Annotated in this window: 24 protein-coding genes and 1 pseudogene; 9 read left to right on the top strand and 16 right to left on the bottom strand. The window is 75.1% G+C overall.

Annotation, left to right across the window (positions count from 1 at the left end; translation table 11 throughout):
- Positions 1 to 175: 175 nt before the first annotated feature.
- Positions 176 to 2107 (top strand): serine/threonine-protein kinase, encoded by a 1932-nt coding sequence (locus IG69_RS0112410; RefSeq protein ID WP_030528493.1) that lies wholly within the window; start codon positions 176 to 178, stop codon positions 2105 to 2107.
- A 6-nt stretch (positions 2108 to 2113) separates the two neighbouring features.
- On the opposite strand, the gene IG69_RS0112405 is transcribed toward IG69_RS0112410, so the two are convergent.
- From IG69_RS0112405 to IG69_RS20260, 4 genes are all read right to left on the bottom strand, one after another.
- Positions 2114 to 2851 (bottom strand): phosphoglyceromutase, encoded by a 738-nt coding sequence (locus IG69_RS0112405; protein WP_030528492.1) that lies wholly within the window; start codon positions 2849 to 2851, stop codon positions 2114 to 2116.
- An 83-nt stretch (positions 2852 to 2934) separates the two neighbouring features.
- Positions 2935 to 3456, bottom strand: coding sequence for a type III secretion system chaperone family protein (locus IG69_RS0112400; protein ID WP_051750509.1), 522 nt, complete (start codon positions 3454 to 3456; stop codon positions 2935 to 2937).
- Positions 3453 to 4769 carry a D-inositol-3-phosphate glycosyltransferase gene (gene mshA, locus IG69_RS0112395; RefSeq protein WP_036829992.1) on the bottom strand — a complete coding sequence of 439 codons (1317 nt, stop codon included), beginning with the start codon at positions 4767 to 4769 and terminating at the stop codon, positions 3453 to 3455. Before mshA ends, IG69_RS0112400 begins: the two co-directional genes overlap by 4 nt.
- Positions 4766 to 5566, bottom strand: a complete 801-nt coding sequence (locus IG69_RS20260) for a hypothetical protein (protein ID WP_036829991.1) — start codon at positions 5564 to 5566, stop codon at positions 4766 to 4768. Before IG69_RS20260 ends, mshA begins: the two co-directional genes overlap by 4 nt.
- A 96-nt stretch (positions 5567 to 5662) precedes the next feature.
- Between IG69_RS20260 and IG69_RS0112385 the strand changes: the two genes are divergently transcribed.
- The gene (locus IG69_RS0112385) at positions 5663 to 6466 is read left to right on the top strand and encodes a class I SAM-dependent methyltransferase (RefSeq protein WP_030528488.1); all 804 of its coding nucleotides are present in this window, start codon (positions 5663 to 5665) and stop codon (positions 6464 to 6466) included.
- On the opposite strand, the gene IG69_RS0112380 is transcribed toward IG69_RS0112385, so the two are convergent.
- The 9 genes and pseudogenes from IG69_RS0112380 to IG69_RS0112340 form a co-directional block, all read right to left on the bottom strand.
- Positions 6451 to 6783, bottom strand: a complete 333-nt coding sequence (locus IG69_RS0112380) for a DUF2516 family protein (protein WP_030528487.1) — start codon at positions 6781 to 6783, stop codon at positions 6451 to 6453. The two genes, IG69_RS0112385 and IG69_RS0112380, sit on opposite strands and share 16 nt — an antisense overlap.
- A gap of 16 nt (positions 6784 to 6799) precedes the next feature.
- Positions 6800 to 7225: pseudogene (dtd, locus tag IG69_RS20255) on the bottom strand (D-aminoacyl-tRNA deacylase).
- Positions 7222 to 8217: an asparaginase gene (locus tag IG69_RS0112370; protein ID WP_036830047.1), complete on the bottom strand. Its 996-nt coding sequence runs from the start codon at positions 8215 to 8217 to the stop codon at positions 7222 to 7224. Before IG69_RS0112370 ends, dtd begins: the two are co-directional and overlap by 4 nt.
- Before the next feature lie 207 nt (positions 8218 to 8424).
- Complete coding sequence (locus tag IG69_RS0112365; RefSeq protein WP_030528485.1) at positions 8425 to 9129, bottom strand: hypothetical protein; 705 nt, start codon at positions 9127 to 9129, stop codon at positions 8425 to 8427.
- A gap of 83 nt (positions 9130 to 9212) precedes the next feature.
- The gene (locus tag IG69_RS0112360) at positions 9213 to 9587 is read right to left on the bottom strand and encodes a helix-turn-helix domain-containing protein (protein ID WP_030528484.1); all 375 of its coding nucleotides are present in this window, start codon (positions 9585 to 9587) and stop codon (positions 9213 to 9215) included.
- An 85-nt stretch (positions 9588 to 9672) separates the two neighbouring features.
- Entirely contained in the window at positions 9673 to 10173 is a 501-nt protein-coding gene (locus IG69_RS0112355; RefSeq protein WP_157577546.1) for a DUF4395 domain-containing protein, read from the bottom strand.
- 222 nt (positions 10174 to 10395) lie between these two features.
- A complete protein-coding gene (locus IG69_RS0112350; RefSeq protein ID WP_030528482.1) occupies positions 10396 to 11256 on the bottom strand; it encodes a beta-keto acid cleavage family enzyme in 861 nt (286 codons plus the stop codon).
- A gap of 75 nt (positions 11257 to 11331) precedes the next feature.
- Positions 11332 to 12363, bottom strand: a complete 1032-nt coding sequence (ygfZ, locus tag IG69_RS0112345) for a CAF17-like 4Fe-4S cluster assembly/insertion protein YgfZ (protein WP_030528481.1) — start codon at positions 12361 to 12363, stop codon at positions 11332 to 11334.
- Positions 12360 to 12779, bottom strand: coding sequence for a Fur family transcriptional regulator (locus tag IG69_RS0112340; protein ID WP_030528480.1), 420 nt, complete (start codon positions 12777 to 12779; stop codon positions 12360 to 12362). The genes ygfZ and IG69_RS0112340 overlap by 4 nt, the downstream gene beginning before the upstream one ends.
- 58 nt (positions 12780 to 12837) lie before the next feature.
- Here IG69_RS0112340 and IG69_RS0112335 point away from each other — a divergent pair, with 58 nt between their 5' ends.
- Positions 12838 to 13905 carry an LCP family protein gene (locus IG69_RS0112335; protein WP_245616142.1) on the top strand — a complete coding sequence of 356 codons (1068 nt, stop codon included), beginning with the start codon at positions 12838 to 12840 and terminating at the stop codon, positions 13903 to 13905.
- Positions 13906 to 13926: 21 nt separating this feature from the next.
- Here IG69_RS0112335 and IG69_RS0112330 read toward each other — a convergent pair whose 3' ends face one another.
- A complete protein-coding gene (locus IG69_RS0112330; protein WP_030528478.1) occupies positions 13927 to 14436 on the bottom strand; it encodes a heme-binding beta-barrel domain-containing protein in 510 nt (169 codons plus the stop codon).
- A 12-nt stretch (positions 14437 to 14448) separates the two neighbouring features.
- Between IG69_RS0112330 and IG69_RS0112325 the strand changes: the two genes are divergently transcribed.
- Positions 14449 to 14820, top strand: coding sequence for a DsrE family protein (locus IG69_RS0112325; RefSeq protein ID WP_030528477.1), 372 nt, complete (start codon positions 14449 to 14451; stop codon positions 14818 to 14820).
- Between the two features lie 111 nt (positions 14821 to 14931).
- Here the strand turns inward: IG69_RS0112325 and IG69_RS21065 are convergent, their stop codons facing one another.
- Together IG69_RS21065 and IG69_RS0112315 are read right to left on the bottom strand one after the other, a co-directional pair.
- A complete protein-coding gene (locus IG69_RS21065; RefSeq protein ID WP_051750508.1) occupies positions 14932 to 15885 on the bottom strand; it encodes a hypothetical protein in 954 nt (317 codons plus the stop codon).
- Positions 15886 to 15901: 16 nt separating this feature from the next.
- Positions 15902 to 16195, bottom strand: coding sequence for a MoaD/ThiS family protein (locus tag IG69_RS0112315; RefSeq protein WP_051750507.1), 294 nt, complete (start codon positions 16193 to 16195; stop codon positions 15902 to 15904).
- A gap of 21 nt (positions 16196 to 16216) precedes the next feature.
- Between IG69_RS0112315 and IG69_RS22725 the strand changes: the two genes are divergently transcribed.
- The 5 genes from IG69_RS22725 (at position 16217) to IG69_RS0112290 (ending at position 22365) form a co-directional block, all read left to right on the top strand.
- Positions 16217 to 16924 carry a winged helix-turn-helix transcriptional regulator gene (locus IG69_RS22725; protein ID WP_030528474.1) on the top strand — a complete coding sequence of 236 codons (708 nt, stop codon included), beginning with the start codon at positions 16217 to 16219 and terminating at the stop codon, positions 16922 to 16924.
- Between the two features lies 1 nt (position 16925).
- Positions 16926 to 17807 (top strand): mycothiol synthase, encoded by an 882-nt coding sequence (mshD, locus tag IG69_RS22720; RefSeq protein WP_051750506.1) that lies wholly within the window; start codon positions 16926 to 16928, stop codon positions 17805 to 17807.
- A gap of 142 nt (positions 17808 to 17949) precedes the next feature.
- Entirely contained in the window at positions 17950 to 19044 is a 1095-nt protein-coding gene (locus IG69_RS22715) for a beta propeller repeat protein (RefSeq protein ID WP_030528472.1), read from the top strand.
- Between the two features lie 52 nt (positions 19045 to 19096).
- Positions 19097 to 21409, top strand: a complete 2313-nt coding sequence (locus tag IG69_RS0112295) for an RNA degradosome polyphosphate kinase (RefSeq protein ID WP_030528471.1) — start codon at positions 19097 to 19099, stop codon at positions 21407 to 21409.
- Positions 21410 to 21420: 11 nt separating this feature from the next.
- Positions 21421 to 22365 (top strand): NUDIX hydrolase, encoded by a 945-nt coding sequence (locus tag IG69_RS0112290; RefSeq protein ID WP_030528470.1) that lies wholly within the window; start codon positions 21421 to 21423, stop codon positions 22363 to 22365.
- Positions 22366 to 22443: the final 78 nt, after the last annotated feature.

Genomic DNA, 22443 nt, shown 5'->3' with positions numbered 1-22443 from the left:
GGAAACGTGTCCTTCCGCTTCGCAAGGGATTCCTTCCACCCGGCAAGGGATTCCTTCCGCGGCGCATGGAGGCTGGGAGCACCTACCCCACCCGGCCGCTCTCAGGAAGGCGAGCGCCGTCCTCCGAACCGCGCGGTCGGCCCCACGGGCCCTCCTGTCGGGTGATCATGGGCGCATGACGACGAGCCGCCCGGCCGACGCGGACACCGCCGCCGACGCCGACCGCTTCGTCGCCGCCCGCTGGCCCGACCTCGAGGCCGTCGCCCTCGTCACCCTGCTCGACCCGGTCGCCGCCCGCCGCACCACCACCGACGCCCTCGTCGCCGTACGCCGCCGCTGGGCCGAGGCCGTCGAGGAGGGCGCGCCCACCGCCGTCGCCCGCCACGGGCTCGTCACCCGCCTCCCGCACACCCCGGCCCGCCCCGGCACCGCATCAACGGCGCAGGCGCAGGAGCCCCCCACCCACCTCCCACAGCTCACGGCCCTCGTGGCCGATCCCGACGACCCGGTGCCCGCCGCCCTCCTCGACGCCCTCGCCGCCACCCCGCCGGAGCAGCGCCTGGCCCTCGCCGCCGAGGTCGTCTGGGACGACGGCCTCGGCCCGGCCCCGCCCGTCGCGGCGGAGACCCACCACCGGATGCTCGCCGCGCACCGGCAGGCCCGCGCCGTCGTCGGCCTCGCCCCCGACGACGCCCGGCTGCGCACCGACCTCGACGGCCTCGTCCTTCGTCTCGCCCGTTCGCAGCCCGACCCCCCCGACCCCGCCGAGCTCGTCGCCGGCCTCCACCGCTCACGTTCCCGCCGCACCGTGGTGCTCGGCGGCCTCGCCGCGGCCGGCGCCGCAGCGCTCGCCTGGGCGGTGGTCGACCGCCGGACGAGCAGCACCACCGCCACCCCACCCCGCCCGTCGCCGGCCCCGACGACCGCCGGCCCGGACGACCCGGCCTGGGCCTCTGCGTCCCGGTGGCCGGCTCGCGGCCCCCTGCGCGACGACCTCGGCATCCTCGCCCTCGTCGCGCGCGCCGGCCCGGGGACCCGTCTGCTCTGGGCGGGCGACCTCGACGACACCAGGGTCGTCGTCGCGACGACCCTCCTCGGCGAGCGCCCCTCCAGCACCTCGGTCCGCGTGTGGACCGGCGACGCCCGCTCGCCCGCCGAGCGCCTCGACGCGGTGCGCCTCGGGTTCGACGCCATCCTCGGCGCCGAGGACGTCGTCGCCGTCGGCCTCACCCGGGCCGAGGACGCCGCGCTCCTCGTCCTCACCCGACCCACCGTCACGTCGGCGCGCTTCTCCCCGTTCGTCCTGCCGTCGAGGACCGGTGCGGTGGAGCGCGACTCGCTCCCGATCCGGCTCCGCGACGGCGTCGGCACCCTCGCCGCGAGACCCTGGGGCATCGCCGGCCGGGTGGCCGTCTCGGCCTACGACGGCCCGCCGGTCACCCCCGAGGACTGGAACGCCGCCGCGTTCACATCGGCCACCGGGGCACCGCTCGACGGCCTCCTCGACCAGGTCGCCTCGGCGACCGGCCTCGCCCGCCGCGACCTGCGCGGCGAGGTCCTCTGCGACTCACCGGTCGTCGGCAGCGTGCTCGACACGTCCGCGGACTCCCCCACCGGTGGTGACGGCCGCGTCCTGCTCAGCAGCGTGCGGCTCCCGGGCGGCGGGGTCGTCCGCCGGCTCGACGTCCGCGACGACGGCCGCTCCGGCCGCAGCGGGTTCCTCGTCCTCCCGGCCGTCGTGGTCCCGGCCGAGCAGGCCAGCGCACCCGCCGTCTACCGCCTCGACGACGACCCACCCGGCACCGGCCGCTTCCTCGTCGTCGTCCCCGACGGTGGCGCCACCTGCCAGCTGCTCGCGACGAGCCCGAACGCGTACCCCGTCTCGAAGGTGACGCCGATGAAGCGCCGCACCGCGGTCGTCTCCGTCGTCAACGCCGACGACGCCGCGGCGTTCCGGCTCGTCGTGCGCGACGCTGCGGGTCGCCTGGTCCACTCGGGCGTGCCCCCGGTCGGGCAGGCCCTGCTCGGCGACCAGGACACGGGGTGGCTCGGCCTGCCGGCCACGGGCACCAGCGTCGAGGTGCCGGTGCTGCCCAACCCGGCCTGACCGGGCTCAGCGCCCCTGGTTGGCCACCGCCGCCGCGGCGGCCGCCGCGGCCTCGGGGTCGAGGTACTCGCCAGCACCGGTCGGCATGAAGTCCTCGCCGAGCCGGTAGACCAGAGGCATCCCCGTCGGGATGTTGAGGCCGGCGATGTCGTCGTCGCTGATGCCGTCGAGGTGCTTGACGAGCGCCCGCAGGCTGTTGCCGTGCGCGGTCACGAGGACGGTCCGCCCGGCGCCGAGGTCGGCCCGGAGCTCGTTCTCCCAGTACGGCATCATCCGCGGGATGACGTCGGCCAGGCACTCGGTGGCGGGCACGTCGACGCCGGCGTAGCGCGGGTCGCCGGTCTGGTCGAACTCGCTGCCCATCTCGATGGGCGGCGGCGGGGTGTCGAACGAGCGACGCCACAGCATGAACTGCTCGTCGCCGTACTTGTCACGGGTCGCGGCCTTGTCGAGGCCCTGGAGCGCGCCGTAGTGGCGCTCGTTGAGGCGCCAGCTGCGGTGCACCGGCACCCAGTGGCGGTCGCACGCGTCGAGCGCGAGGTTGGCCGTCGTGATGGCGCGGCGCAGCACCGAGGTGTGCACGACGTCCGGCAGGAGGCCCGCGTCGCGCATCAGCTGCCCGCCGCGCACGGCCTCGGCGCGGCCCTTGTCGGTGAGGTCGACGTCGACCCATCCGGTGAACAGGTTCTTCTGGTTCCAGTCGGACTCGCCGTGGCGCAGGAGGATCAGCGTGTGCTCCGTCATGCCGCCAGCCTAGCGAGCCGCGGACGCCACCGAACCGACCATCCGCCCCCGTGGACGCCCCCGCACGGAGGCCACCGGCCGGGTCAGGCGGAGCCCTCGCGCGGCGGGTCGCCGGGCCGCTCGAGGATGTGCCGGAAGGCCTCGAGGTTGCGCAGGCTCTCGCCGCGCGACACGCGCCACTCCCACTCCTTGCGCATCGAGGAGAGGAAGCCCATGACGAGCAGCTCGTTGAACGGCTCGTCGGCCGCGGCCAGCACGACCCCGAGCAGCTGGTCGAGCTGGTCGGCGTCCACCCCCGCGGCCGGCACGCGGCCGGTCACGAAGACGTCACCCGACCGGTCGACGGCGTACGCGAGCCCCGGCAGGCGCAGGTTGCGACTCAGCAGGAAGCGGTACACCTCGCCGTGGTTCTCGTCGGGGTTGCGGATGACGAACGCCGACACCGACAACGCCTGCTCGCCGCAGACGAGCGACACGACGGTCTTCAGCTTCTTCTCGCCGGGGAGCGCGACGACGACCTCGTCGTCCCGAGCGCCGGCCTCCCACTCGAGGCCGGACTCGTCGAGGAACGCCCGCACGGTGGCGAGCAGGTCGGGGGTGCTCACGGGATGACCGCCTGCGGCACACCGGCGATGCGCTGCGCGCCGTGGATGGAGACGTCCTTCGGCCGGGCCAGCGCCTGGCCGTAGACCTCGAGCAGGCGCTCGGCCGTCCGCTCCCACCCGAAGCCGCGCGCGTGCTCGACCGCCCTCGGCGACAACGCGTCCCGCAGCCCGGGCTCGAGCACGACCCGCCCGAGGGACGTCGCCCAGTCGGCGGTGTCGTGGCCGTCGACGAGCAGCCCGCCATCCCCGACGGCCGTCGGCAGCCCGCCGACGTTCGCGGCGACGACCGGTGTGCCGCAGGCCTGCGCTTCGACGGCGACGAGCCCGAACGACTCGTTGTGCGACGGCACGGCGACGACGTCGGCGGCGCGGTACCAGCGGGCCAGCGTCGCGCGGTCGACCGGCGGGACGAGGCGCAGCCGGTCTCCGATCCCGAGCGAGGTCGCCAGCGCGTCCAACCCCATCGGCGTCCGCTCGCCGGCGCCGCTGGCCCCGCCGAGCACCGCGACGACGAGCCGCTCGCGCAGCGCGGGGTGCCGCCGCACGAGCTCGGCCGCGGCCCGCACGAGGACGTCCGGCGCCTTGAGCGGCTGCACGCGTCCGACGAAGAGCAGGAGCACCGCGTCGGCGGGCAGCCCGAGCTCGGCGCGCGCCTGCGCGAGGGAGCCGGGCGTGAAGGTCCCGAGGTCGACCCCGGGGGCCGCGACCGCCACCCGCGCCGGGTCGGCGTCGTAGAGGTCGACGAGCTCGCGCGCCTCGCGCTCGGTGTTCGCGACGAGCCGGTCGGCCGCCTCGACGACCTGCGACTCCCCGATCTCGCGGCCGCGGGGCTCGGGCTCGTCACCGTCGGCCAGGTGGAGGTTCTTGACCCGGGCCATCGTGTGCATCGTGTGCACGAGCGGCACGCCCCAGCGGTCGGCGGCGAGCCATCCGACCTGGCCCGAGAGCCAGTAGTGCGAGTGCACGAGGTCGTAGTAGCCGAGCGGCGCGTGGGCCGCGACCCGCATCATCCCGGCGGCGAAGGCGCACAGCTGCCCCGGCAGGTCCTCCTTCGAGAGCCCCTCGTACGGGCCGGCGGCGACGTGCCGGACGACGACCCCGGGCTCGACCTCGACGACCTCGGCCTGCGCCGCGCTCGTCGTCCGGGTGAAGAGGTCGACCTGCGTCCCGAGCCGGGCCAGCCGGCGCGCGACCTCGAGGACGTAGACGTTCATCCCGCCGGCGTCGCCGGTGCCCGGCTGCGCGAGCGGGGAGGTGTGCACCGTGACCATCGCGACCCGGTGCGGGCGCGACGCACCGGTGGGGTCGGTCATGGGGCCGAGTCTTCCACGCTCGGCCGGGGTGTGTCCGTGACGGTCACCACGGCCCGAGGGGACCACACGTGGATCCCGATGCGGCCGTCCTGGCGCAGGTCGACGGCCCGCGGGACCTGGACCGGCGCGATGGAGACGTCGGTCCCGAGGACCCACGTGAAGGCCGGCTGTTCGGTCTCGACCGGGTCGACCCAGTACGCCCGCTCCCGCAGGTTCCTCTCGGGCAGCGCCGGGGCGATGCCGACCGTCGCGGGGCGCCAGTCGAGGTTGACCGCGACCGCGGAGGCACCGCGGACCGCGACGTCCATCCGGATGCGCCCGTCGGTCGGCTCGAACCGGATGCGCAGCGGCAGGCTGCCCGTCGCGTCGTGGACGACGCCGCTGTAGGTGACGGTCTCGTCGTCGCGGCTCACGGCGTCGATGCTCACGGCCGAGTAGACGCGCGACACCGTCTCGCGCGGGTGGTCGCCGGTCTCGTCGACGGTGCCGGTCATCGCGACGACCGGCGCCCCCTTGGTCACCGTGTCGGCGAGGACGGTGCTGCCCCGCGAGAGCCGGAAGCCGCGGTCGTAGAGGGTGACGGTGAGGCCGGCCCCCAGCGACTGCACCCCGAACGCCCCCTGGGCCACCTGGAGCAGCCCGGGCTCGGCGTCGACGATGCCGATGTCGCGGGCCAGCACCCGCGGCACCCACGAGGTCAGCCCGAGGACGAGGGCGGCCGTCAGCGAGAGCACGAGCGAGACCATCGACAGGCTCACCCGCTGTTCCCGCCCCTCGGAGCGCCACCACGTCAGCACCGGTCAAGGGTATGTCGGCCGGCCGGGGACCCGGTGCGCGGTGGACGTCCCTCGACGGCGGGCGGATGCCGGCGCCCGTCGCCCTAGGCTGGTCCGGTGGCCGGCCAGCGACCCGTGGGTGTCATCACGCGCGGGACCACCAACCCCAACCGGCTGCGGCGGTGCGACCGCTGGCTCGCCGGGCCGCAGGGGTGGCGGCTGCGGCGGGCCGGGGCGGCGCCCGTCGTCGTCGACCTCGGCTACGGCGCCTCGCCGGTCACGGCCCTCGAGCTGCACGACCGGCTGCGCCGGGTCCGCCCGGACGTCGAGGTCGTCGGCATCGAGATCGACCCGGCCCGCGTGGCGGCCGCCCGGCCCCTCGAGCGGCCGGGGCTGCGGTTCGCGCGCGGCGGCTTCGAGGTGCCCCTGCCGGCCGGCGCACGGCCGGTGCTCGTGCGCGCCTTTAACGTCCTGCGCCAGTACGACGAGGACGAGGTGGAGCAGGCGTGGGCGACCACGGTCGAGCGCCTCGCACCCGGCGGGCTGCTCGTCGACGGCACGTGCGACGAGCTCGGCCGGCTCGCCGCGTGGGTGGCGGTCGGTGCCGACGGTCCCGAGACGCTGACCCTGTCGTGGCGGCTGCGCGGGCTCGAGCGGCCGGGGGTGGTCGCCGAGCGGCTGCCCAAGGCGCTCATCCACCGCAACGTCCCCGGCGAGCCGGTGCACGCGCTGCTCGGCGCGCTCGACGACGCGTGGCTGCGCCAGGCACCGCTCGCGTCCTACGGGGTGCGGCAGCGCTTCATCGCGACGGCGACGGCGCTGCGGGAGGCCGGCTGGCCGCTCGTCGACGGCCCGTCACGCTGGCGGCTCGGTGAGCTGACGCTCGCCTGGTCCGCCGTCGCACCTCACCAGGGGCCGTAGGGGCCCTGCCGGCCGGTGCTGCCGCGACCCGTCACCTGGTCCAGGGCGGGCTTGACGTCGGCGAGGTAGACGCCGGCGCCGATGAGGGCGGCGATGCCGAGCAGCCCCAGCGCAGCCGGGCTCGCGGCGGTGGCGAACCCGACGAGGGCCGCGACGCCCGTCACGAGCATCCAGAAGTTCTTCGTCCGCTTGCCGGCGGCCACGAACGCGTCGGGACGACGGCGCACGCAGTCGACGAGGGCCCAGAGCTCGACGCCGAGCGCGGCGATCGAGAGCACCAGGTAGACGGCGTACTGCGCGTTGGCCAGCCAGCTCATGCCCCCAGCCTAGGTGTCAGACGTCGAGGAGGATGGTCACCGGGCCGTCACCGACCAGCTCGACCTCCATGTGCGCCCCGAAGCGACCGGTCGCCACCTCGACCCCGCGCTCGCGCAGGGCCGCGACGACGGCCTAGACGAGCGGCTCGGCGACCGGCCCCGGCGCCGCGGCGTTCCACGACGGCCGGCGCCCCTTGCGGATGTCGGCGTAGAGCGTGAACTGGCTGACGACGAGCACCGGGGCGCCCTCGTCGAGCACCGAGCGCTCGTCGTGGAGGATGCGCAGCTCGGCGATCTTGCGGGCGAGCGTCGCGACCTGCTCGGGTCCGTCGTCGTGGGTCGCGCCGACGAGGGCGACGAGCCCCGGCCGGTCGATGGCCCCGACGACCTCGCCCTCGACCCGGACGGCCGCCCGCGAGACCCGCTGGAGGACCGCCCTCACGCAGCGCCCTCGTCGAGCCCGACGGCGACGACCGCCCCGACGGGGGCTCCGTGCCCGAGGACCGGTGCGTCCTCGAGGCGCGCGTAGGCGTCGGACGCGACGCCCAGCCGGCGCAGCACCGCGGCGAGGATGACCGGGCGGGCGCGCTGCCCGCCGTCGGCGACCTTGAGCGCGACGCCCCGGCCGTCGGGGAGGCCGACGGCGTAGACCGACTCGGCCCCGTCCTTGGCGACGACGCCCGCGGTCCCGAGGATCAGCGCGGTGACGTCGCGCCGGGTGCCACCGAGCATCTCGGGGTGGGAACGGATGGCGTCGGCGACCCGGCCCTCGTCGGTGCCGGGGTCGGCGGCGGCGATGCGCCCGAACGCCCGCGCGAGGCCGGCGAGCGAGACGGCCATGACCGGGGCGCCGCAGCCGTCGACGGCCGTCGCCGCGACGGGCTCGCCGGCGAGGTCCTCGAGGGTGGCGTCCATGAGGCGCTGGAGCGGGTGCTGCGGGTCGAGGTAGGTGGCGGGGTCCCACCCGGCGGCGCGGCAGGCGGCGAGCATCCCCGCGTGCTTGCCCGAGCAGTTCTGGGCGACGGACGAGGCGGCGCGGCCGGCGGCGACCCAGGCGTCGCGCTCCTTCGGGTCGTAGGGCAGGTCCGGGGTGTTCTGGAGGTCGGCCTCGGCGAAGCCGGCGGCCTCGAGCATCGCGCGGACGCCGTCGAGGTGGAACGGCTCGCCGCTGTGGCTGGCGCTCGCCAGGGCGAGGTGCGGCGGGGGCAGCTGCAGGCCGGCGCGGAGCATCGCGAGGGCCTGGACCGGCTTGTTCGAGCTGCGCGGGAAGACGGGGTCGTCGGCGGCGCCCCACGCGTGCTCGATGCTCCCGTCGGGCGCGGTGACGGCGACGCTCGCGCGGTGCGCGGACTCAACGACCCCGCCGCGCACGACGTGGGCGAGGACGGGGGCGTCCGCGAGCGCGGGCGGGGTGGGCATCGGGGCCGTGGGCATCGCGGAGGACGCGAGCGAGGAGGCGGGGAGCGGGGCGGGTGCGGCGGGGTCGGACACGCCAGCGACCCTAGCGCCGGTCCCTCCCGCCGGGTGCGCCCCCACCGCCGTCCCACCCGTCGAGGGAACAGGACACGCCGCGCGGGCTGGTGCCCACACGGCGTGTCCTGTTCACTCGACGGGGTCGGGCCCCGGGAGGTGGTGCGAGGGTCAGTCGCCGACCTTGGCGGCACCGGCCTCGACGGCCTTCTCGACGGCCTTGACCGTCTTGCGCGCGCTCGTCGTCGCGGCCTTGGTGGAGGAGGTCGTCTTCTTCGCGGCCTTCTTGGTCGTCGTGCTCGTGCGCTTGGCCGCGGTGCGGGTGCGCTTGGCAGCGGTCTTGACCTCGGTCTCGGCGACCTTCGCGTCCTGCTCGACGGTCTCGGCGACGACGTCGGAGGCCTTGGCGGCCTCCTTGCGGCCGACGGTGACGGTGGCCTTGGCGGAGCGCTCGACCTCGGCGACGGCCTTGCGGGCGGTCGTGACGGCGCCCTTGGCCTGGGCGACGGTGGTCTCGGCCTGCGCGACGAGGTCCTGGGTGGCCTGCTGGCGGCGGATGCGGGCGACGATGTCCTTGCCGCGGGTCACGAGGTCGTCGTAGCCCTCGGAGACCTTGCCGCCGACGACGAGGCCTTGGTTGACGGCGAGCGCCGGGAGCTCCTTGACCTGGCCGGCGACCGTGGTGACGCGGGCCTGGATGGCGGCCGGCGCGAGGTCGGCGCGGGCGGCCTCGGCGCGCTTGGTCATCTCGGCGCGACGCGCGTCGGCGCGCTTCTGGGCCTCGCGGACCTTCTCGACGGCGAGGTCGGTGGCGCCGGCGAGGGCGTAGAGGGGGGTGGTGTCGACGGTCTTGCGGAGGTCGTCCTTGACGGCCATGGTGGGCTCCTTCGTGGTGGGACTGCGGTGCTGACGGTGTCTTGGTGGCCCGGCGGGCGGCGCTGCCGTGGGGCGGTGCGGCCTCAGGGCCGGGCGTCGTCCTCGACGTAGGACTCGTAGATGTCGAGGAGGGTCTTGCGCTGGCGCGCGGTGAGGCGCGGGTCCTCGGCGATGGCCCGGCGCACGTCCGGCGCGCCGTCCGTCGAGGGCGCGTGCTCGGCGTCGAGGATGCCGGCGCGCACGTAGAGCGACTCCGCCGAGACCTCGAGACCCTTGGCCAGCTGCTGGAGGATCTCGGCGCTCGGGCGCTTGAGCCCGCGCTCGATCTGGGACAGGTAGGGGTTGGACACCCCGGCGAGCTCGCTGAGCTGACGCAGGGAGAGCCGGGCGGACCGGCGCTGGTCGCGCAGGTACTCGCCGAGACTCTCGCCCAGGTCGTTCAGCGGGTTCTTGCTCATGCCCCCATTCTGCTTGCTCCAGTTAGCAGAATGCAAACTCGGGCAAGCGTGAGCCGCCCCACACCTCCCGGCATCTCCCCGAGCGTCAGGCGGCGGCGGCCTCGTGGCGGTGGCGGCGCAGCGAGATGTCCGCGCACTCGACGCAGGTGTCGTCCGAGACGACGCCGAGGCGCATCAGCTGGGCGAAGGCGAAGCAGCCGGCGCAGAAGCCGACGACGGCCTCGAGCGCGGCGAAGACCGTGAGGACCGACAGCAGCACGACCGTGACGACCGGCGCGCCGAGCGCGAGGGCCACGGTGCCGGCGAGGGTGAACGCGAGGCCGATGCCCTGCGCGAAGCGCTTCGGCGCGCCGGAGACCATCCGGGGCTCGCCGAGGCGCGGGGCGATGACCTGCGTGGCGAGGCGGCCGAACGGGTCGAACCGCGGCCCGAAGGCCACCCGGAGGGCGAACCCGACGGCGAGGACGGCGGTCAGCCAGAGCCACCCGGTGGCCAGGGCGACGACGGCGACGAGCACGACCTGGGCGGCGACGGCGCGCGCGGCCTTCTCGTTGACGATCGCCGGGAAACCGATCAGTGAACGCATGGTCGCCATAACACCGGATTATGCGGTCGGCATTCCGCGACCGGCGATCCCGGTCCATCCCTCGGACCCCGAAACCCCCGAACCCCCGAGACCCGCGCGGCTCGCCCCGACCATCCGCGAACGCGTGTGAAATCGCCGGGCGGTACCGGCGGTTTCACACACGTTCGCGGAAGGGAGCGAGAGGAGGCGCGGGGCGGGGACGGGTGGACGGGGCGCGCGCGGTCAACTGCCGGGGCGGCGCTCCTTGATGCCGAGCAGGGTGCGGGCCTCGTCCGTCGAGAGCGCCGGGCGCTGCATCGTCGCGGCCAGCTCCGCGGCCCGCGCGACGAGCTCGTCGTTGTGCTGCACGACCTGCCCGCGCCGGTAGACGACGTTGTCCTCCATCCCGACGCGCAGGTGGCCCCCGGCCGACAGCGCCGCGGCCATGACCGGCAGGTGGCCGCGGCCGATGCCGGTGGCCGACCAGGACGTGACCTCGGCGGGCAGCATCGCGACCCCGGCCATGAGCGCGGCCGTCGTCGCCGGCATCCCGCCGGGCACGCCGGTCACGAAGTCGACGTGCACCTTGCCGCCGTACGGCAGGCCGTGGGTGTCGAGCAGGCGGGCGAGCGCGTGGACGTGGCCGAGGTCGAAGAGCTCGAACTCGGGGACGACCTCGCGCTCCTGTGCCTGCACGTAGAGATCGCTCATGAACCCCCACGGGTTGAGGAACACGTCGTCGCCGAAGTTCGTCGTGCCGCAGGTGAGCGAGCACGAGTCCGGCTCGGCGTCGAGCACGGTGAGCCGCTGCTCGAGCGGGTCGTGCACGGACCCACCGGTCGAGAGCTGGACGACGAGGTCGGTGGCCTCGCGCAGCGCCTCGACCGCCGCGCGCAGGTACCCGCCGTCGAGGGTCGGCCGGTGCTCGGCGTCGCGGATGTGCAGGTGGACGAGCGACGCGCCGGCGGCCTCGCAGCGCCGGGCCGTCTCGACGACCTCGTCGAGGGTGGTCGGCAGCTGCGGCAGGTCGGCCTTGGCGTGCTCGGCGCCGGTCGGCGCGACGGTGATGAGCGTGCCGGTCACCCCGGCGGACGGCGTCGTCATGCCGCCATCCTGTCAGGCGGGGGACGCCGCGCGCCATCCGGTCGTCGTCACGGTGCGCCGGAGGATCTTCGGCGATCAGCCGCGGACGACGACCGTCTGTGCGGCCGAGATGCCGTCGACGAGAAGATCGACGTCCTCGGCGACCGACCGCTTGACGACCCCCAGCGCGACCGGCCCGTCCTCGTGGTGGCGCGCGACGCTCGTCAGCCGGCCGACCTCGCGACCGTCGAGGCTCAGCGGCGACCCGACGGCCGGCAGCACGTGCCCGGACCCGTCGAGGTGCAGGAAGACGAGCCGACGCGGCGGCCGCCCGAGGTTGTGGACCCGGGCGATCGTCTCCTGGCCGCGGTAGCAGCCCTTGTGCAGGTGGACGGCGGTGCGCAGCCAGTCGACCTCGTGCGGGATGGTGCGGTGGTCGGTCTCGTGGCCGAGGCGCGGACGCCACGCCGCGACGCGCAGGGCCTCGGCCGCCCACGTCCCGGCGAGCGGGCGGTCGCCGACGGCGGCCTCGAGCCCGTCGCGCGGCACGAGCAGCTCGCGCCAGGCGCGCCCCTCCCCCGCGTGACCCTCGACCGGGCCGTACGCAACGGTGTCGCCGACGAGGCGCGGCCAGGGGTCGACCCAGGCCAGCGGCTCGCCCTCGGCCGACTCGGTGCCGACCGGCTCGCCGAGCACCGCCCAGGCGTCACTGACGTCGGCGACCTCGACCCGCAGCATGAAGCGCATCGACTCCAGCCACGCGACGAGCGCCGGCGCGGTGCCGGGCTCGAGCGTCAGCCACGTCGTCGTGCCGTCGTCGACGACGTGCAGCGCGTGCTCGACGTGACCCTTCGGCGACAGGACGAGCGACTCGGCCGAGGTGCGCGGCGGCAGCCCCGCCAGCTGCTGGGTGGTCATCGAGTGCAGCCACGTGAGCCGGTCGGAGCCGGTGACGGTGACGACACCGCGGTGCGACAGGTCGACGACCGCGAGCCCCTCGGTGAGGAGGCGCTGCTCGCGCATCGGGTCGCCGTAGTGGGCGGCGACCCCGGCGTCGGGCCCCTCGCCCTCGACCGCGCCGTGGCGGTCGAGCAGCGGGGAGCGGGTGGTCTGGACGGATGCGGTCACGGGTCCTCCCGGCAGGTGCGGCACAGCCCGTGCACGGCGGCGTGGCCGACGTCGGCGGCGAAACCGAGCCGGTCGTCGACCCGGGCCACCAGCTCGTCAGCGACGTCGAGCGGCAGCTCGCCGACCCAGCCGCAGCCGCGGCAGACGAGGTGGAGGTGGGTCGCGTGCTCGGCCAGGTGGTAGCTGGGGCTGCGGTGGTCGACGTGCGTGTGGGCGACGAGCCCGAGCTCCTGGAGCGCGTCGAGGGAGCGGTAGACGGTCGAGACCGGCACGGCGCCGCCCCCGTCGGCGGCGACCGCGTCGGCCACCTCGTCGGGGGTGCCGTGCCCGAGCCGGCCCACGGCCGCGAGCACGCGCTCACGCTGCGTCGTCAGACGCTTGCCGTGCGCCCGCAGGCGCTCACCGAGGTCGCTCACCCCTCCAATGTAGGCCGACCTCCCGACGCGACCCAGCGGGCCTTCCTACACTGACCCGGTGAGCGGACAGAACCTCGACCTGCTCGGGTTCGGTGACGACCGCCCCGAGACCCCCGACGACACCCGGGAGGACGGCGCCGGCCGTCCGCCCCGCCGCCGCCTGCGCCGGGTCCTCACCGTCGTCGGCGTGCTCGTGCTGCTCGTCGTCCTCGTCGTCGGCGGGTTCGTCGGCTACCTCGGCTGGCGCGTCTCCGACAACGTCACGCAGGCGGACCTCCTGCCCACCGTGCCGCCGCCCACCGTCGCCGCCGACGGCACGCCCATCACGATCGGCCCCGACAAGGGGACGAACTTCCTCCTCGTCGGCTCCGACAGCCGCGGCGCCGACCGCGGCCGTGCCGACGTCATCGTCCTCGTCCACGTGCCCGAGGACCCGCAGACCATCCAGATGGTCCACTTCCCCCGCGACCTCTTCGTCAGCATCCCCGGCCACGGCAAGAACAAGATCAACGCCGCGTACGCCTTCGGCGGCGAGCCGCTGCTCGTCGAGACCATCCAGGACCTCGTCGGCATCAGGATCGACCACGTCGCCCGCACCGACTTCGAGGGCTTCAAGGGCATGACGGACGCCGTCGGCGGCGTGCGCGTCTACGCCGAGGAGGGCAACTCCGCGACCGGCAACGGCGGCCTGGCCATCAAGAAGGGGTGGAACGAGCTGAACGGCGAGCAGGCGCTGGCCTTCGTCCGGGAGCGCTACCAGCTGAGCGAGGGCGACATCTCCCGCGGCCGCCGCCAGATGGCGTTCGTCAAGGCGCTGCTGCTCAAGGCGACGAGCGCCGAGACCGTCCGCAACCCGCTCGCGATCGCCCGGTTCACCGACGCCGCGACGAAGAACCTCGTCGTCGACCGCGGACTGAGCGTCGGGACGATGAAGGACTACGCCCTCGAGCTGCGCGACATCCGCGGCTCCGACGTCGTCTTCGCGACCGCGCCGTTCACCGGGTTCGGCACCGACCCCACGGCGGGCAGCATCGACATCGTCGACGAGAAGGGGATGGCCCTGCTCGGCGAGGCGCTGCGCGAGGACACGATGGACGACTACCTCGACGTCTTCGTCACCCCGTGACGCCCCGGCGGGGCCGGGCGCTCACTCGACGCGCTTGAGCTCCGCCGAGACGTGCGACTGGAGCGGCTGCCCGACGGCGGCCATGTCCATGACCCACATGAGGTTGGAGTTGACGTACCCGTAGAGCCGGTGCGCCGCGCTGTACTCCTTGGCGTCGGGGCTGCGCATCACGCCGTCGGTGCGGATCTCGACCTTGGCCGGCTCGGCGACGCCCGCGTACATCTCGACGAAACCGGTGGGGTGGGCGAGCAGCAGCTCGACGTTCGTGCCGTCGGTGGCGCCGGTGACCGGGCGCCAGAAGCCGGTCTCGGTCGCGAGCGGGCGGACCTGGTTGCCGTCGTCGTCGAGGAGCCAGGTGCGCGAGTCCCACCGCAGGAAGCGGCGGCCGTCGTGGCTGCAGACGACCTCCTGCCCGAAGCGCTGCGACTCCATCGTCGGGTAGCCGACGAGGCCGGCCCCCGCCCAGGTGCCGACGAGCCAGGCGAGCGGGGCGAGATCCTCGTGGAGGGAGGTGTCGAGCGTGAAGACCATAGGGTCCAGTCTATGGATGACGCCGCGCGCACCCTCGTCGTCAAGGTCACGTGCGGGCCGGAGGCCCCCGAACGGCTCGCGCAGGGGCTCACCGTCGCGGCCACCGCCCTCGCCTCCGGGCTCGAGGTGAGCCTGTGGCTGACCGGCGACGCCGCCTGGATGGCGGTGCCCGGCCGCGCCGAGGAGGTCGACCTGCCGCACTCGGCCCCGCTCGCCGAGCTGCGCGACGCGGTGCTCGCGGGCGGCCGGATGACGGTGTGCGGGCAGTGCGCGGCCCGCCGCGGGCTCACCGAGGCCGACCTGCTGCCGGGCGCGACGGTCCGGGGCGCCGCGGCGTTCGTCGAGGAGGTCGTCGCCCCCGCGACCCGCGCCCTCGTCTACTGACGCACAACCACCCGCGCGTCTGCAGAACTCGTCGCTTTCGTCGATTTCCGTACGCCCCTCGGCCCCACCCGCGTGCAGGAAGTGACGCTTTCGTCAGTTCTTGTACGGCGGTCAGCCGACGAGCCAGAGGGAGAGGCCGTAGGCGACGACGCCCGGCACGAGCAGCGAGGCGGCCCCCGTCGCCAGCTGGCAGCGCACGGCGGTGACCGGCGGGAGCACGACGAGGGTGCGGCGCAGCGCATGGGCCACGGCGGTGCAGAGGACACCGACGGTCGCGGCCGTGCCCGCGCTCGGTCCGCCGAGGAGGCTCGCCGCGACGAGCGCGCCCGCCCCGCCCAGCACCATCGAGAGCGGGAGCAGCCAGCCGCGCAGCGGCTTGGTCCCGGCGGCGAGGTCGGCGAGCGCCCCGACGGCCACCCCCACGAGGGCCACCGTGGCGAGGTCGGTCGCGCGCGCCGAACGGGCCAGCGGCAGCCACGTGGTGCCGACCGCGACCAGGCCGAGCCCGAAGGCGGTGACCCCGATCGACTCGGTGAGGCGGGGCCGGCCGTCGCGGCGGACGATCTGGTGGACGAACATCACGCCGAGCGCGATGGCGAGCGCGACCGGCACGAGGCGCAGCCACGGCTCGTCGGAGGTCGCGGCCCCGGCGGCGGGCGCGAGGACGCCCGCCACGCCGACGGCGAGCGAGGAGCCGAACCGGCTGGAGCTGCCGAGCAGGCGCGGCCATCCCCACGCGAGGACCAGCCCGGTCCACGCGAGACCGCCGGCGAGGACGACCGCGTCGGTGCGCAGCGCGAGGACGAGCAGGGCGGCGAGCACGACGGTGACGGCCACGACGACGGGGCGCACGACGGTCGCCATCTCCGGGAGCACCGGGTGACGGCGGAGGGCCTCGAGCCGGGCGCGGCGCGACGCACGCGTCTCGGCGGCGGGCGCGCCGGAGGGGTCCGAGCCGTCCGGGGCCTCCGGGCCCTCGAGCACCGCGTCGCTCCCCACGGCCTCGTCGACCGTCACGGGCGCGTCGGATGCCTCGGCGCCTGCGCCGTCCGGGTGCTCGTCCACGCCCGGCATCCTCGCATCACCCACCGGCGAACGGCGGGAGCACCTCGACCGTGGCCCCGGGCGGCAACGGGTCGTCGCCGGAGGCGGCGAGCCCGTCGACGAGCACGGAGCAGACCGGCAGCACGGCGGCGAGCGCCGGGCGGGCCTGCCCGAGAGCCGTGGTCAGCTCGCCCACCGTGGCGGGCGCGGCGACGTCCTCGCCGTCGACACCCGCGGCGGCCCGGGCCCCGGCCCAGTAGCGCACCGTGACGACCGCCGTGGAGGAGGCGCCTGTCCCAAGAGGAGCCGTGGCCCCGTGCCGTGCGTCCATGACCGCCTATCCTGTGGGGCGATGGCCCACCTGCTGCTGTTGACGAACACCTTGGCCCCCGCGGCCGAGGTGCTCCCGGCGCTCGGGCTGCTCAGCCACCATGTTCGCATCCTCCCGGCCGAGGCGTCGGCGCTGGTGGACGCCCCGGAGGCGGACGCCGTCCTCGTCGACGCCCGCCGCGAGCTCGCGATGGCCCGCTCGCTCTGCCGCGTCCTCACGACGACCGGCGTGTCCGGGCCGCTGTTCGCCGTCGTCACGGAGGGCGGCCTCGCCGGGCTCACGAGCGAGTGGGGCGTCGACGACGTCCTCCTCGACACCGCCGGCCCCGCCGAGGTCGAGGCCCGGCTGCGGCTCGCCCTCGGGCGCCGCGCCGAGACCGCCGACGACGAGGCGGGCCCGATCACCGCCGGCGCGCTGGTCATCGACGAGGCCACGTACTCCGTGCGCCTGCGCGGCCGGCTGCTCGACCTCACGTACAAGGAGTTCGAGCTCCTCAAGTACCTCGCGCAGCACCCGGGCCGCGTCTACACGCGCTCGCAGCTGCTCCAGGAGGTCTGGGGCTACGACTACTTCGGCGGTACGCGCACCGTCGACGTCCACGTCCGCCGGCTGCGCGCGAAGCTCGGCACCGAGCACGAGCTGCTCATCGGCACCGTACGCAACGTGGGCTACCGCTTCGTCCCGGAGGCCGCGGCCGTCGACGACGAGCTCGAGGAGGTCGAGGGCTGACGTGGGGTCGACGGACCGGCTGGAGGCGATCGACGGCGACCTCGCCGCACGGCTGCGCGCGCTGTGGGCGCGGGCCGAGGAGGCCGACGGGGTCGGCGCGGTCTCGGAGGCGTTCCGGCTCGCGGTCGGGCCCGCGCGCGACGGCGTCGTGCACCTCGTCCGCGCGGACGGCGACGAGGTCGTGGGGTACGCGCAGGTCGCGTCCGCCGGCACCGACGACGCGGTGGCCGAGCTGGTCGTCGACCCGGCGCACCGGCGCTCGGGCCACGGCCGGGCGCTGCTCGACGCCGCGCTCGCCGAGGGCGCCCGGTCGGTCTGGGCGCACGGCGACCTGCCGGCCGCCGGCGCGCTCGCCGCGTCCGCCGGGCTGGAGCGCACCCGCGAGCTGTTCCGGATGGCGCGGCCGCTGACCTCCGACGACGCCGCCGACCCCGAGCTCCCCGACGGGTACACCGCTCGCGCCTTCGAGCCCGGGCGCGACGACGAGGCCTGGGTCGCGCTCAACGCCGCGGCGTTCGCGAGCCATCCCGAGCAGGGCCGGCTCACCGTGGCCGACCTGCACGAGCGGATGGAGCAGGACTGGTTCGACGCCGCGGGGTTCATCCTCGTCGAGCGCGACGGGCGGGTCGTGGCGTTCCACTGGACCAAGGTCGAGCCCGGCTCGACATCAGGAGAGGTCTACGTCGTCGGGGTGGACCCGGCCGAGCAGGGCCACGGCCTCGGCGGTCCGCTGACCCGCCTCGGCACGGCCCACCTCGCCCGGCGCGGCCTCGCCGAGGTCGAGCTCTACGTCGACGGCGACAACACCGCCGCGCGCCGGACCTACGCGCGCCTCGGCTTCGAGGACGCCGCGGTCGACGTGCAGTACACCGTCCCCCGCTGACCCCGGCGCACCCTCCAGCGCGGGCTACGCCGCAGTACGTGTCGCCACAGCAGCAGTTACTGCGGTGTAGCGCGCGCTGCTCGCGCGGAGAGGGCCGGCTGCCCGGGTGGCGCGACCCACCCGGCGGGGGAAGAGTGCCGGCATGCGCCGAACGCTGCCCGCCGCCCTCGCCTCCGCTGCCGTGCTCGCGGCCTCCCTCATCGCCGCCGCGCCGGCTCACGCGGGCACCGCCGACGGACGCCACGCACCGCACCTGACGACCTCGACCCGCGTCGTCGACGCCGACCAGTCCTTCCGCGGCCTCGACGCCGTCGACCGCCGGACCGCCTGGGTCGCCGGCGGCAGCGTGTCCGGCGACACGGGCGGGGTCTGGCGCACCCACGACGGCGGCCGGACGTGGGTGGACGTGTCGCCACCTCAGACCGAAGGCCTGAACTTCCGCGACGTCGAGGTCACCGGCCGCGGCACGGTCACCGTGCTGGCCATCGGCGAGGGCGAGGCCTCACGCATCTACCGCACCCGCGACGACGGCCGGACGTGGACCGAGACCTTCCGCAACACCGAGCCCGCCGCGTTCTACAACTGCCTGGCGTTCTTCCCCGGCGGGCGCACCGGCCTCGCCGTCAGCGACCCGGTGGACGGCCGCTTCCGCATCGCGCGCACCACCGACGGCGGCCGCTCGTGGCACGTCCTGCCGAGCACGGGGATGCCGGACAGCACCGGCGAGGCCAACTTCTCCGCCAGCGGCGAGTGCCTCACCGTCTCCGGCCACGAGGCGTGGTTCGGCAGCGGCGGCGAGCGCTCACGGGTCTTCCGCTCGGGTGACCTCGGTCGCACCTGGACGGCCACCGAGTCCCGCATCCCCGCCGGTGAGGCCGCGGGGGTCTTCGGCCTCGCGGTGCGCCCCGGCGTGGGCGGTCTCGCGGTCGGCGGCGACTTCTCGGCCCCCGCCGACGGCGTCGATGCGACCTCGACGAGCCGCGACGGTCGGCGCTGGACCTCGGCGGGCGACCTCGAGCACCTCGGCGAGGACGTCGCCTGGCTCCCCGGTGTGCGCCGCGGCGCGGTGACCGTCGGCGAGAGCGGCGACGTCGGCGGCGTCAGCGTCACCCTCGATGCGGGCCGCTCCTGGCACCGGCTCTCCGACACCGGGTTCCACACCGTCGACTGCACCGCCGACGGGTCGTGCTGGGCCGCCGGGGGCAAGGGTCGTGTCGCGCGCGTGTCCATCCGCTGAACCGGCCGCGAGCGGGCTGACCGCCCGGGCGCGGACCTGACAGGATGGACGCATGACGGACGAGACGGCGGTGGACGTCGAGGAGCAGGGCGGGACGGCGCGCGACGCCGCGGCCGACGCGTCGGCCGAGGGCGCGATCGTCAGCGAGGTCTCCATCGCGAGCGCCTCGGCCACCGAGACCCGGCAGCAGCCGCGCAGCGCCAACGGCCGGTTCGTCCGCGGCGCGCACCACCCCGAGCCGGACGACGACGAGGGCCTGCCGGCCGACCGCTTCCTCGACCGCGAGATCTCGTGGCTTCAGTTCAACGAGCGCGTCCTCCAGCTCGCCGGCGACGAGAACGTGCCGCTGCTCGAGCGCGCCCGCTACCTCGCGATCTTCGCCTCGAACCTCGACGAGTTCTTCATGGTCCGGGTCGCCGGCCTCAAGCGGCGCATCGCCACCGGCATCGCCGTCCGGTCGGCCTCCGGGCTCGAGCCGCGCGAGGTGCTCGAGCAGATCAGCCTCGTCGCGCACGAGCTGATGGGGATGCAGGCCCGCGTCTACGCCGAGCAGGTCCGCCCGGCGCTGGAGTCCGAGGGCGTGACGATCGTCCACTGGGACGCCCTCTCCGACGACGAGCGCGAGCGCCTCGGTGACGTCTTCACGCAGCGCCTCTTCCCCGTCCTCACGCCGCTGGCCGTCGACCCGGCGCACCCGTTCCCGTACATCTCGGGCCTGTCGCTCAACCTCGCGGTCATCCTCGTCAACCCGCGTACCGGCAAGGAGCACTTCGCCCGCGTCAAGGTGCCGCCGATGCTGCCGCGCCTCGTGCGCGTCGAGCCCGGGCCGGACCAGTCACCGCTGGCCGACATGTACGACACCCGGTTCGTGCCGCTCGAGGACGTCATCGCCGCCCACCTCGACCAGCTCTTCCCGGGGATGGAGATCCGCGAGCACTTCACCTTCCGCGTCACCCGCAACGAGGACCTCGAGGTCGAGGAGGACGACAACGAGAACCTCCTCACCGCCCTCGAGCGCGAGCTGACCCGGCGCCGCTTCGGGCCGCCGGTGCGCCTCGAGGTCGAGGAGGACATCGACGACCACGTCCTCGACCTCATCGTCCGCGAGCTCGGCGTCCACGCCGCCGAGGTCTACCGGCTGCCGGCGCCGCTCGACCTGCGCGCGCTCAACGTCATCGCCGACCTCGAGCGCTCCGAGCTGCACTTCGAGCCGTTCGTGCCGCGCACCAACGCCGACCTCGCCCCGACCGAGTCGGCCAAGGCGCGCGACATCTTCGCGTCCATCCGCAAGCAGGACGTGCTGCTCCAGCACCCGTACGACTCGTTCTCGACCTCGGTGCAGGCGCTCCTCGAGCAGGCCGCGGCCGACCCGAAGGTCCTCGCGATCAAGCAGACCCTCTACCGGACGAGCGGCGACTCCCCGATCATCGACGCCCTCATCGACGCCGCCGAGGCCGGCAAGCAGGTGCTCGCGGTCGTCGAGATCAAGGCCCGCTTCGACGAGGAGAACAACATCTCCTGGGCCCGCAAGCTCGAGCACGCCGGGGTCCACGTCGTCTACGGCATCGTCGGCCTCAAGACCCACGCCAAGCTGTGCCTCGTCATCCGCCAGGAGGCGGAGGGGATGCGCCGCTACTGCCACGTCGGCACCGGCAACTACAACCCGAAGACCGCGCGCCTCTACGAGGACCTCGGGCTGCTGACCGACGACGAGCAGGTGGGCGAGGACCTCAGCCGCCTGTTCAACCAGCTCTCGGGCATCGCCCCGCGCAGCAAGTTCCGCCGCCTCCTCGTCGCGCCGCGCTCGGTCCGCTCCGGCCTCGTCGCGCACGTGCACCAGGAGATCGAGCACGAGCGCGCCGAGCCCGGCAGCGGCTACATCGGCCTCAAGGTCAACTCCATCGTCGACGAGCAGGTCATCGACGCCCTCTACCGCGCCTCGCAGGCCGGCGTGCGGGTGCAGCTGTGGGTCCGCGGCATCTGCGCGCTGCGGCCGGGGGTACCGGGCCTGTCCGAGACGATCGAGGTGCGCTCGGTGCTCGGGCGCTTCCTCGAGCACTCGCGCATCTTCTACTTCGGCGGCGGCGGCGACCCGCTCGTCTACATCGGCAGCGCCGACATGATGCACCGCAACCTCGACCGCCGCGTCGAGGCGCTCGTGCGGCTCACCGACCCGCGGCACGTCCAGGACCTGCGCTCACTCATGGAGCGCGGTGCCTCGGAGCGGTACTCGCACTGGGCCCTCGGCCCGGACGGTCGATGGACCCGCCGCCACCTCGACGACGAGGGCCAGCCGCTGGAGGACCTCCAGACCGCGCTGGTCGAGATGCACGCCAAGCGGCGCCGCAAGGCCCGCCGGCGCTGAGCGGCCCGACCGTGCCGACGACGATCCCGGCCGCCGGCACCCTTCCCTGGAGGGTGCGCGGCCACGCGCTCCAGGTGGCCCTCGTCCACCGGCCGCGCTACGACGACTGGGCCTGGGCCAAGGGCAAGCTCGACCCGGGCGAGGAGTGGGCGCCCGCCGCCGCCCGGGAGACCGAGGAGGAGACCGGGCTGCAGGTGCGCCTCGGCGTGCCGCTGCCCGAGGCCCGCTACACGATGCTCGACAAGGACGGCCGACCCGCCGACAAGGTGGTGCGCTACTGGGCGGCGCGCGTGGTCGGCGGCACCGGCGAGCTGGTCAACGAGATCGACGACGTCGCGTGGCTCGACCCCCGCGAGGCCCACGACCGGCTCGACTACGCCCGCGACCGCGAGCAGCTGCGCGCCCTCGTCCGCCACCACCAGGCCGGCTCGCTCGACACCTGGCCGCTCGTCGTCGTCCGGCACGCCCACGCCGTCGCGCGCGGGGCGTGGTCCGGAGGCGACGACACGTTGCGCCCGCTCGACGCCGCCGGGGTGGCGCGCGCGTCAGCGCTCGTCGGCGTGCTCGCGGCGTACGCCCCACGGCGGGTCGTCAGCTCGCCGTCGGTGCGCTGCGTCGCGACCGTCGCGCCTTTCGCGGACTCCGCCGGGCTGACCGTCCGCACCCGCGGCGGGCTGTCGGAGGAGGGGTTCGAGAAGGACGCCACGAAGGCGCCCCGCCGCGTCCTGCGGCTGCTCGAGGCCGGCCGGCCGGCGGTGCTCTGCTCGCACGGCCCGGTGCTCCCGGCCCTGCTCGAGGTGCTGGCGCCGCTCGCGGCCTCGGCCGCCGCCGCCGACCGGGCGCTGCTGGCGGCCGCGGCCGACGCGAAGCTCGTCAAGGGCGAGGCCCTCGTCCTCCACGTCGCCGGCACCGGCCCGGCCGCCCGCGTCGTCGCCGTCGAGCGCCACCTCCCCTGACACGGGGGCCCCACCCGCTCCCTCCCGGACGTGTGTGGAGAACGTCGGCATGCCGACGTTCTCCACACACGTCCGCAG

Source organism: Phycicoccus jejuensis, assembly GCF_000720925.1.
GTDB lineage: Bacteria > Actinomycetota > Actinomycetes > Actinomycetales > Dermatophilaceae > Phycicoccus > Phycicoccus jejuensis.
The sequence above is the reverse complement of the archived record's forward strand: the minus strand, read 5'-3'. Positions and strand labels throughout refer to the sequence as shown.